The sequence below is a fragment of the Thalassolituus sp. UBA2590 genome (assembly GCF_002339775.1).
Taxonomy (GTDB): domain Bacteria; phylum Pseudomonadota; class Gammaproteobacteria; order Pseudomonadales; family Oceanobacteraceae; genus Thalassolituus.
In genome coordinates, this window is record NZ_DDKU01000011.1 from 12,589 (window position 1) to 13,320 (window position 732).

The window sequence follows — 732 nt, forward strand, 5'->3', positions numbered from 1 at the left end:
TTCGGTTTCACCTTTCCAGGCGAAGACTGGAATACCCGCCGCCGCGATGGCAGCAGCCGCGTGATCCTGAGTCGAGAAAATGTTGCACGAAGACCAGCGGACGTCAGCACCCAGATCCACCAGAGTCTCAATCAGAACCGCGGTCTGAATGGTCATGTGAATACAGCCCATGATCTTAGCACCGGCTAATGGCTGTGATTCTTTGTACTTACGGCGCAGCGCCATCAGGGCTGGCATTTCGCCTTCGGCGATTTTAATTTCTTTGCGGCCCCAATCGGCGAGGCTCATGTCTGCAACTTTGTAATCAGTAAACTGGGTCATGTTTTTGCCCTTTTGCTGTTACGGTCGCCGGGGAATACCAGCGACCAGAAAATAAATGAAATTAAGCGCTGTAATCAGACGCCGGCGGCGGTTTTCAGTGCATCGACCTTGTCAGTGCGCTCCCAGGTGAACGCAGTGAAGGTTTTGCTCTTCTTCTCGCCGTTTTCGGTGTACTCGTAGGTCATCTCGTAAGGCTCGCGACCAAAGTGGCCGTAAGCGGCAGTGGCCTGATACATAGGATTCAGCAGTTCCAGCTGGTTCTGGATCGCGTATGGACGCAGATCGAACACTTCGCGGATTACGCGTGCCAATTCGATGTCGCTGATCTTGCCAGTACCGAAGGTGTTGACCGAGATAGACGTCGGTTCAGCTACACCAATGGCGTATGACACCTGAATCTCACAACGATCC

At 53.1% G+C, this 732-nt stretch carries 2 protein-coding genes; both read right to left on the minus strand.

The annotated features are described in order from the left end of the window. The coding region (locus tag B2067_RS00990) for an adenosylhomocysteinase (RefSeq protein ID WP_301387206.1) at positions 1-321 on the minus strand (321 nt) is incomplete at its 3' end. Between the two features lie 74 nt (positions 322-395). Next, on the minus strand, positions 396-732 hold a 337-nt coding region (locus B2067_RS00995), incomplete at its 5' end, for a methionine adenosyltransferase domain-containing protein (protein ID WP_301387207.1).